Source organism: Streptomyces sp. NPDC001070 (assembly GCF_053598835.1).
Window position 1 is genome coordinate 21482 of record NZ_JBSFLB010000059.1, and the last position, 9704, is coordinate 31185.

Genomic DNA, 9704 nt, shown 5'->3' on the forward strand with positions numbered 1-9704 from the left:
CGGTGTGTGCTCGGCGATGCCGAACGTGCCTTCTCGGGCGGGCTGGTCCAGGAAGCTGGCGGGGGCGAGGGACGGCGTGGCCTTCGGCCATCGCGCGCAGGGGCTCGGTCGTCTGCTCCGGGGGCGCTTGTCCCCGGCACCTGCCGGCCTCCTTTCCCGGACCCGGACATTCCTGCCAGGCGGCCAGTTGGCCATTGCCCGGCCGAAGGATCTCCCCTACCGGCTCCTGCACGCCGCCGCCCGTGTCACCCACGGCGCCCGCCGCCTGCACCTGCGGATCGCCGCCACCTGGCCCTGGCACCACGACCTGGCGGCCGCCTTCGCCCGGCTGCAGACCCTACCCCGGCCCGCCACCTGAGCCGGCACGGACCGTTGCTGCCCACCCACGCATCGAGGCCCCTTGGAGAACCCGGCCTCTGCGGGGTGGGCCCTGGGCATGCCCCGCGACCGCGCGCGGCCGGCAGGACATCACCAGCGCCGTCGTCCCTGCTCGGCCGGAGCCGACCCGAAAGCGGTGGCCAAGTCGTGCTCGGTGATCTCGTCGGCGGGGCGGCGGAGTGTCCAGCGGTGGACCCCGCCGTCCATGGGCAGCACCTCGACGACGGTTTCCCACGGTGGGTAGCCGGGTTCACCACAGCCGAATTGGCGGATCATGACGGCGGTGTCGTCGTCCAGGCCGAGCAGGACGCGGACAGCGTCCCTCAGTTCGCGCAGGTGCGGACTCGGCCAGGCGATTCCTGGGCGTGGTTCCAGGTGCATGGGAGAAACCCCCTTGGTTCCGGGAAGAGTGGCAGGTGGCGTGGACGGCGGGTGGCGCCGTGTTGGTTCAGTCCGGTGATGTGCCGGTGGTGGCCCGGTTCCGGATCGGTGGCGTGAGGGGTGGTCGGGCAGCGCGGTGTTGTGCGGCCACCGTCATCTGCCAGGTCGCCAGGAGCAGCAGCGTTGCGGTTTCGGCGAGGAGGCTGAGGAGGGCCTGTGGTGCGGGCTGCAGACCGCGCTCGGTGAATCCGAACACGCCTACGGTGCGCGAGGCGGCGAAACCGCCGAGGGCCCCGAGCGCGACGCCTGCCGCGGCGGCCCTCAGCAGCAGGGGTGGCGTCCCCCACAGCAGCAGGGCGGCGAGGGCGAAGGAAGCGCCGGCCTGGAGGAGGAACAGGGGGCCGATGACGTGGATGAAGCGGTACTCGTCGAGGTAGAGCTGGGCGTGGATGTATCCGCCGGCGGCGAGGGTTGCGGCGGTCGCCCACCGCAGGACGGGGATGGGCAGTCTTCGGGTGTTCATGCCAGCCTCTGATCCTTGATGGCCAGTTCGCGGTCGCCTTGGTGGTAGCCGACGCTGCGGATGCCCAGTGCGTCCTTGAGCTGCCGGGCGGGGACGACCTGCGGGGTGGGGGCGGGGGCACGGCCCGGCTTGGGCAGGGGGTAGGCGGTGGTGGTGGCGCAGTGGAAGGTGATGTTGCCCTCTGTCTTGGTGAACAGCTGGTGGACGTGCCCGTTGAGACAGGTGACGGAGGAAAAGCGGCGCAGGAGGGCGATGACCTTGAGGGCGTCGTCGGTGCTCCAGCCCCACTGCAGGTACATCGCGAACAGCGGGATGTGGCTGAAGACCACGATGGGGGTGTCCGACGACAGTCCGGCGACGTCCTTGCGGACGAAGTCGATCTGCTCGTTGCCGAGGTGGCCGAGCTTTTCCAGGCTCAAGGTGTTGACCAGGGCGATGAAGTGCACGCCGTGGGTGTCGAAGCTGTACCAGCCGTCGCCGAGCGTGCCCATGCCGAAGGTCCGCCGGTAGGCGCGGCCCGCATCGCCGATGGAGTCGTGCTCGCCCGGCACGGTGAAGACACGGTCTGTCTTCATCGCGGCCATCATCTGCTTGACCTGGTCGAACTGCCCGGTCGTGGACAGGTGGGTCAGATCACCGCTGTGCATGACGAAGTCAGGCCTGAATCCGAGCGAGTTGACCTGGTGGATCGCTTCGGTGAATGAGCCGGCCACGTCCATGTTCGCAGGACCCTGGAACCCGATATGGCTGTCGGAGACCTGCACGAACCGCAGCGCGCCGCTTCCCGCGGCGGCACCGGCACCGGCCCCGGCGTTGGTGTCCCGGGCGTCGGCGATGTGGCTGATCACCTCTCCACCGGCCACGGTCAGTATCACCGCCCCACCGAACCACCCTGCATGACGCATGAGTTGACGACGGGTCATACCGTGTTCGGTACCTGACCGGCCGGCATCGTGGTCCGGCGCTGCGCCGTGACTGTCGTAGTAGTCGGTCATCAGGTCACCTCCACGGTGGCGGTCATGAACGGATGGATGGTGCACAGGTAGGCGTAGGTGCCGGGTTTGGTGAACGTGTAGCTGTAGGTGGCGTGGGTGGCCAGGGCGGCGGACCGCAACGGGCCCCCCTTTGCGGTGCTGGTGACGGTGTGGGCGTCGGTGTCCTGGTTGGTCCAGGTCACCGTCGTGCCCGCCTTCACCTTCAACGTGCCCGGGGAGAATGCGAAGTTCTTGATCGCAACGGCGTTCCCGGTCACCGGCGCGGCCGCGCTCGAGTGACTCGTGGGCATGCTCATGCTGGGCATCGGCGAGGCCCCGGGAGGGGTACCCGCCGCTTTCCCTGGCCCTGTGGCACCGGGCATCCCGGCCGTTTGGTGCTGCCCCGGACCGGGTGTGAGGGCGCCGGCTCCAAAGGACGAGGTATGCGGCGACTGAGCGCATGAGCTGAGGAGCCCAAGCGCGCCAACGGCGGCGATGGTGGCGACGGCCAGCCCGGCCGCAACGCGTGATCCCCGGTCCGGTGTGCGGAAGTTCAGATGCATGGTGGTGGTTCCTGACTGGTCAGGTGGAGACGGGGGCGGCTGCGACGGCAGGCGCGGGGATGTGTGGTGGAGGTCGTGTTCATGGCCTGTCCCGACCGCTGCACGCGTCCAGCGCCGCGCAGAGCCGTCGCCGTGGCGTGCGCCGGGTACGGGCCGAGGCCACACGGTGGCGCCGACTTCGATGTGCGACGAGGGCACGGCGAGCGCGGCGCCAGGAACACATGCGTCGCGGGGTGCGTCTCGGTCGCCTGCGATCCGTCCTTTGGCACGTGGGGCATCGATGAGGAACTGCGTGAAAGCCGGCTTCTGCCCGGCTCCACGGACGACGAGGGCCATACGGTTCGACATATCTGCACTTTTGTGAAGTTTTCTGGCATCGCCGCAGATCGGCCGGCCGGCCCGGGCGCTGTGCACGAATGGTCCCGGTGATGTCGCCAGACCAGCCGCTGACGCACCTCCCGCGGCGCTCACAGAGTGCCGTCTGCGCCTGTCTGTGCGTTACAGAAAAAATCTGTGTATATGCGCGGTGATCGGCTTATGTCGCGGAGTTCTGAAAACGTGACCTGAAGACCGATCCGGATCGCTCCGCGCGCCGTGTCTTTGGTAAAGGGACTCTTTTGGCCGCGGATGAGGAACTGCTGCGCACCCGGTACGCGGAGCACGCAGGGCCCCTGTTTCACTACGTGCTGCGAGCGACCTCAGGAGATCGGCAATGGGCCAAGGACGGGGTGCAGGAGCCACTGCTGCGGGCGTGGCAGCATCCCGCCGCATGCGATCCCGCACGCGGCCCGGCCCTGGCATGGCTGTGTATAGTCGCCCGGCATCCGGTCATCGACGCGCACCGGGCCCGGCAGGCCAGGCCTGCCAAGGCCCGCGGCGACGTACCGAAGCAAGCCGCCCAGACGGCACCGGGCGAGGACAAGACCGAGCAGGCACTGCAGAGCCGGGTGGTGGCCGACGCCGTGCGGACGCCGGCCCCGGACCACCGCGCGGTGCTGCCGCAGACCCACTACCGGGGCCGGACCATGATGGTGGCCGCACGGGTGCCGGGCAGCGCGCCGGCACCGTGACGTCACGGACGTACCCCGCCACACCCTGCGGCCGGCGCTCGAGGAGCGGGGGGATCGAGCCATGACCGTGGTGTGCAGGAGGTGGCGACCATGAGTGCGAAGCACCACGCCCTCCGGCTGGCGCTGGGCGGATACGTCCTGGGCACACTGCCCCCGGCAGAAAGGGAACAGGCGCGCGTCCACCTCACCGAATGCGACGAGTGCCGGGCCGAACACATCCGACTGTCGGGACTGTCCGCGCTGCTCGCGACGGTCAGCGTGGCCGAGGCCGCGGGCCGGACGGCGCCGGCGGCGGACGGGGAGCCGGCCGACCGGCTGGTGGCACGGGCAGCCAAGAGCACGCAGGGCCCTTCGCCCGCACGGCCTGTGGCGCCGGCAACGCCGGCACCACAGGCGGGTGCCCTGGACAGGCTCCTGGGGCAGGCCGCAGCCCGGCGCCGCAGGACCTGGCGTCTGCAACTGGCCGGCGCCGCCGCCTGTCTGACGTTCATCGCGGCAGCGGCCGGCGGCACATGGCTGGCGGCTACCGGATCCCCGAGCAGTCAGGCGACGCCGCCCGGGCCGACCGCGCCGGCTGCCTGGCGCACGTTCTCCGGAAGCGATCCCACCACCGGCGTCTCGGCCACGGTGAAGGTCTACCCCTCCGCCTGGGGCAGTGTCCTCAAGGTCTCCGCCAAGGGCGCGCCCGCCGGCATCACCTGCCGGCTGCAGGCGGTGGGGCTCGGCGGCGCCAGGACGGACAGCGCCACCTGGCGGGCAGGCCACTACCCTCCCGGCACCACGATCCCAGGGGCGGTTGCCATGCCCCCGGGAGCCATCGAGCACTTCGAGATGCTCGCAGGCAACGGTCACAAGCTGGTCACCATCCGAGCGTGAGGCATTGACGACCGCCGCCATCACGCCGTGCCGCTGCTTCGCCCGCACCACCTGCCATCGGGGGGACCGTGCCGGCACCGGGGCAGTTCAGCGGCTCGGGCGCCGGGCCGTGGCTCGCTCCCGTCACGCGGCTTCGGCGTGACGGACCGGCCACCTTGGGCCGGGACCTCCCGGGAGCCGGGCACGCACCCTCCTGACCGTCGGCTCCCGCGAACCGGCCCGGTCTGGGGCCGGCTTGATGCGTGAAGTGCGCCGACGATCACGCGAGGGGACCGAGCCACCACTGTCCTGCCCGGCCGGGTACGGCATCGATCAAGCTCCGGCACCGGCGCACGGGGCCCAGCCAGGCCACCGTACTGACGTGACCCACAAGAAATCGAGCAAAAGGTGCGAATGGTTCGAACCGGTGGGCATGCGCCGTCCGTGGAACTCAATGAGCGCGCCCCTTTGAGGACCGGCCCACCGGCCCACCGGCCGCCCCGACGTTGCCGGCGGTCTCCCCCGTTCCGAGCTCCGCACCTCCACGGAAGAGCCAGAAGACCATGTTTGTGACCGATTCGCCCCGCCCGAGTCCGCTGCCCGACCAACCCTGCCGCCACCAGGCGCTGCTCACCCTGCCCGCGCAGGAGGCGCACGTCTCCGCCGCCCGTCACTTCGCGGCCGATCTGCTCCAGACCTGGAGCGTGCCCACAACCGAGCGGGACTCCGCCGTTCTCATCGTCGACGAACTCGCCACCAACGCCGCCCAGTACGGCCGCGAGCGCATGACCTTGGTGCTCGTCCTGGACCACGGCACTCTTCACATCGTGGTCACCGACTCCGGCATGACCGTGCAGCGCCCCCGTCGCGACATCGCCCCCGACGAACACGGCCGCGGCACCGGCATCGTCCAAGACCTCGCCCAGTCGACCGAGGTCCACCACACGCGCAGCGGCCGCGAGGTCCGCGCCTGCCTGAGGTGTCCGGCATGACCGGCCCGGGCGTTCCGTGCGTTGCGCGCGGGCTGCGGCGCCGGGTTGCCCGACGACCCCGCGCGTGGGCCTGTGCGACCCAGGGGCCCTGCCCCGTCGACGGCCGCCCAGACCCGGCCCGGGTTCCCTCGCGGTCCGCGGCGCATCCACCGGCCCTCGGTCACCGCGGCCCCGACCACGACAGGGTGCCCTCTGGGCGCTGCGGCGCCGGCCCGTGCGTACCGGAGCAGTGGTGACCGTGGACATCACCTCGAACAGCCATGAGGACATCGGCGCCGCGCCTGCGCGCGAGGCGTACACCAATGCGCCCGATCTGCACCGCGAGATGCACCACGTACTCGCTCTCGAGGCCGAACGCGACGGCCGCCAAGCACGGCCCGTCACCGGCCCCCCGCTCGACGCGACGGCCGCCGAACGGGCCCGGCTGCTACGCCGGGCCGCCCTCATGGACCGCATGGCCCTGAACGACCCCCGCCCCGGCCCCCTGGCAGCAGCCGCGCAAACCGCCGAACAACTCCTCCTGCACGACCGCCGCCATCCCCACCTCGTGGCCGGCCCGCACCACCCCGACGCGACCACGCCCGCCCCCAGCCGCCGCTTCTACGTCCGCCAGGAGTACGCCGCCTGGACAGCCGCCGGGCGCCCCGGAACCTGAATTCGACACCGACCCGACAGGAAGAAAGACACATGACCGCCACATACACCGGCACCCGGCACACCCCCGCAACAGCCGGCCGACTCCACTCGCCCCGACTCCCCCGCCCGGCCGCCACGCGTGAACATCGCGCCACCCGGCGACAGGAACACTCACACCAGAAAAAGCCGATGAACGCCCCGCGGCCGAACACCAAGACGCACCGGCTGTTCCCGGTGCCCGAACGCAGGTGCTCCCAGAGGCAGCAGGCGGGCCTCCATCCGGCCCAAACGCCCCCGCACACTCCACGGGCCGGGCAGCCGGCGCCAGCGGCCACGCAGGTCACAGGCGGCGAACTGCGCCACGCCACAAGCCCGCCTGCGGTCCGGCGCCCTGCCGTTGCGCCGGCGACGGGCGACGAATTCACTGACCAGGCCCGGCCGGACGACGCCGTGGGAATCTCCCGATGGCGCGGGCGGCGGACACCGGTGAATCCCCCGTGCCCAGTGCACCGGGAAACCTCCTCCCAGGCGCCCGCGCACAAGACCGCCGGCGCGGGCACGGACGCCGGTCTGCCCGGCCACCTCCTGCGGACCGCCTTCCGCGACGACCAGTGCCGGCCATCCGCGGGTGCACAGCCCTGCCGGGCCGTGGACATCGACCGCGTCCAGCAGCGTGATGCCCCGGCCGAGCACTGCCCGGACACCGAAAGGAAACTCCTCACCCCACCGGCGGACGGGCAACCGTACCGGACACGCCCGCCCACGGCAGCAGGCCGTCCTCCGCGGCCGAAGGTGCGGGCCTCCCGCGGCGTCAGCCTTCCGCACGACCCGGTCGCAAGCCGGACGCTTCCTCGGGCAGCAACCGGCGCCCTGCGCCCGCCCGCACAGCGCCGGGGCCATGCCCGGGGCAGCACGACACGACGCGCCGCGGACGCCCCCGTCCCCACCACCGCCTCGCACGAACAAGCGGCACCGATCGCCGAGGCAGGCATGAAGGCCGACGCGTTCGAAGGGGTGGTGTGACGATGTTCCGCAACGCACTGGAACCCTGGCACCTGCTGATCCTGGTCGCGGCGGTGGTCTTGATCTTCGGCTCGAAGAAACTACCCGACACCGCCCGGGCGCTCGGCAAGTCCATGCGCATCCTCAAAAGCGAGACCAAGGCCATGAACGACGACGGCGCCCCAAACAAGCCACGCCCCGAGCCTGAACCCGCACCGGGACCACGCACCATCCCGGACGCCCCCGAAGACACCACCACCACCCGCACCGCGCCAGCGGACAACACGACCAACCGCTGAGACCGAGCCCGGCCGTACGCGCCCCTGCCTCATCCCCGCACCAGACGCCGCCCGAAGCCTGGCCCGCCGGCTCACCTCACGCGCTGCCGGGCCGCCCGCACCGCTGACCGCGGTCTCGGCCCGCGCCCGGGCCAAAACAGCGATGTTTCCCGGCCCGAGCCCGGCGCGTGACAGCCGACGGCCAAAGGACCCTCGTGAGCCGCCCACCCCCGGGCCAGGCAGGACAGATCAGACCACGGTAAGCGGTACCGACCCGCACCCACCGCCCCCTGAACGCGCCACCGGCCACAACCGGCGCCACGGCAAGCCGTACTGACGCAGGGCCGGCACTCCCCGGTCCGCCGCACGAGATGAGGACATGGCGTGCCCCCACCGGCCCGCAACAAGAAAAAGGATCCCGAGCGGCGGATGCCGCTCGCGGAGCACCTTCGGGAGATCCGCAACCGCCTCGTCAAGGCCCTCCTTGCCATCCTGGTCCTCACGATCGCCGCGGCCTTCCACTACAAGGGCATCATCAACTTCTCCACCAAACCGGTACTGGACTCGGTCGGCTGCCCGACGTCCTTCGCCGACCTGGCCAAGCGGACCGCACACACCACCTGCGCGCGGATCACGATCAACGGCCTGCTCGCGCCCTTCACCCTGACGCTGAAGGTGTCCCTCATGGCCGGCGTCGTGCTGGCCTCGCCGGCATGGCTGTACCAGCTGTGGGCGTTCGTCGCCCCCGGCCTGCACAAGCACGAGCGCAGATACGCCTACGCATTCGTCGGCGCGGGCGTCCCGCTGTTCTACGGCGGCGCCTTCTTCGCCTACAAGGTACTGCCCACCACCGCGAAAGTACTGATCGACTTCACCCCGCACGCAGTGGACAACCTGCTACCACTGGACGATCTCCTCGACCTCGTCACCCGCATGGCGGTCGTCTTCGGCCTCTCCTTCGAAATGCCACTGCTGCTGGTGATGCTGAACCTCACCGGAGCACTGTCCGGCCGGCGGATAACCGGCTGGTGGCGCAGCATGACCATGGGAATCACAGCCTTCTCGGCCGTGGCGACACCCAGCACCGACCCCCTCACCATGCTGGCGCTGGCCGCGCCGATCTGGGTGCTCTACTTCGCCGCCGCTGTCTTCTCGCTTCTCAACGACCGCCGCAAAGCCCGAAAACAGGCAGCAGAACCCAGCGACCACGAACCCTGCGACCTCGACCTCACACCACAGGACATCGGCCAGGTGGAACCAGTACCCGCCAACCAGACCCCACCCGCACAGCCCGACACCGACGACGACCGCTCCGACCGTGACACGACATGACCCCAGGGACCTTCAGCACGATCGACGACCGGCGCGATGACCTGCAAAGGCGCTGCCCATCAGACGGCGGTAAATCCAGGCCGGGACAGGTCAAGGCCAGGGCAAGAGGGCGTGCCGGTACCGAGGCCAGACCGCGACAGACACTCCCGCGCCGACTTCCTTCAACCTGCAACCCGCGGCAGACACCCTTCCAGGAAACTGGTCACACACGGCCGATCGTCGTTCACCGGTCCGTACGTCAGCGCGCTCCGGTACGGCCCGCAACCCCGCACACTGAACCCGGCACCGCCGCTGTGACAGGCCGATTCTCTACTAGACGGTGTCGGCGATGCACCCGGCCATCGCTCACCAGTCCGAAACCCTGCGCGCAGCGTCTGGCGTCCCCTCGCAGCCCACACTTGGGCAGGGGCGCGATCGGCAGCCCTGCTGTACCCGGCGCTGGCAACGCCGAACTCAACGGTCTGAGACTTCACAGCCTCTGGGGGAACGCGAACGGGCCCAGTTCCGTGGCGCGGGACTGGGCTCGCTGCTGCAGGTACCCGACCCGTGGCGGTGTCCCTTTTGCTGTGGTTCGCGGGACTGTGAAAAGAACGGTGTAACTCCCGATCAAGGAAGAACACCTGATGAGCGACGTGACTGCCTCCATCGAGGCGGTTGAAGAGGTTCGGCCGGTCGAGCTGTCGGCGGACCTGCTGGATGACCAGTTGATCGGGCAGTTGG

The 9704-nt window shown here is 70.5% G+C and carries 11 protein-coding genes; 7 read left to right on the forward strand and 4 right to left on the reverse strand.

Annotated elements, in window-relative coordinates; all coding sequences use genetic code 11:
* Positions 1-187: 187 nt before the first annotated feature.
* The gene (locus tag ACWDAS_RS39805; RefSeq protein WP_450400682.1) at positions 188-358 is read left to right on the forward strand and encodes a hypothetical protein; all 171 of its coding nucleotides are present in this window, start codon (positions 188-190) and stop codon (positions 356-358) included.
* A gap of 110 nt (positions 359-468) precedes the next feature.
* Here ACWDAS_RS39805 and ACWDAS_RS39810 read toward each other — a convergent pair whose 3' ends face one another.
* From ACWDAS_RS39810 to ACWDAS_RS39825, 4 genes are all read right to left on the reverse strand, one after another.
* On the reverse strand, positions 469-759 hold the full coding sequence (locus ACWDAS_RS39810; RefSeq protein WP_450400684.1) for a hypothetical protein: 291 nt from the start codon (positions 757-759) through the stop codon (positions 469-471).
* A gap of 67 nt (positions 760-826) precedes the next feature.
* Complete coding sequence (locus tag ACWDAS_RS39815) at positions 827-1282, reverse strand: hypothetical protein (protein WP_450400685.1); 456 nt, start codon at positions 1280-1282, stop codon at positions 827-829.
* Positions 1279-2157 (reverse strand): metallophosphoesterase family protein, encoded by an 879-nt coding sequence (locus tag ACWDAS_RS39820; RefSeq protein WP_450400687.1) that lies wholly within the window; start codon positions 2155-2157, stop codon positions 1279-1281. Before ACWDAS_RS39820 ends, ACWDAS_RS39815 begins: the two co-directional genes overlap by 4 nt.
* Positions 2158-2276: 119 nt before the next feature.
* Positions 2277-2567 carry a plastocyanin/azurin family copper-binding protein gene (locus ACWDAS_RS39825; RefSeq protein ID WP_450400689.1) on the reverse strand — a complete coding sequence of 97 codons (291 nt, stop codon included), beginning with the start codon at positions 2565-2567 and terminating at the stop codon, positions 2277-2279.
* An 869-nt stretch (positions 2568-3436) separates the two neighbouring features.
* Between ACWDAS_RS39825 and ACWDAS_RS39830 the strand changes: the two genes are divergently transcribed.
* From ACWDAS_RS39830 to tatC, 6 genes are all read left to right on the forward strand, one after another.
* The gene (locus ACWDAS_RS39830) at positions 3437-3889 is read left to right on the forward strand and encodes a sigma factor (protein ID WP_450400691.1); all 453 of its coding nucleotides are present in this window, start codon (positions 3437-3439) and stop codon (positions 3887-3889) included.
* Between the two features lie 90 nt (positions 3890-3979).
* Positions 3980-4765, forward strand: coding sequence for a zf-HC2 domain-containing protein (locus ACWDAS_RS39835; RefSeq protein WP_450400693.1), 786 nt, complete (start codon positions 3980-3982; stop codon positions 4763-4765).
* A 542-nt stretch (positions 4766-5307) separates the two neighbouring features.
* Positions 5308-5736 (forward strand): ATP-binding protein, encoded by a 429-nt coding sequence (locus ACWDAS_RS39840; RefSeq protein WP_450400695.1) that lies wholly within the window; start codon positions 5308-5310, stop codon positions 5734-5736.
* A gap of 232 nt (positions 5737-5968) precedes the next feature.
* A complete protein-coding gene (locus ACWDAS_RS39845) occupies positions 5969-6391 on the forward strand; it encodes a hypothetical protein (protein WP_450400697.1) in 423 nt (140 codons plus the stop codon).
* A gap of 1006 nt (positions 6392-7397) precedes the next feature.
* Positions 7398-7673 (forward strand): Sec-independent protein translocase subunit TatA, encoded by a 276-nt coding sequence (gene tatA, locus ACWDAS_RS39850; RefSeq protein ID WP_450400701.1) that lies wholly within the window; start codon positions 7398-7400, stop codon positions 7671-7673.
* A gap of 363 nt (positions 7674-8036) precedes the next feature.
* Positions 8037-8984 (forward strand): twin-arginine translocase subunit TatC, encoded by a 948-nt coding sequence (gene tatC, locus ACWDAS_RS39855; RefSeq protein WP_450400699.1) that lies wholly within the window; start codon positions 8037-8039, stop codon positions 8982-8984.
* The last annotated feature ends 720 nt before the right edge of the window (positions 8985-9704 follow it).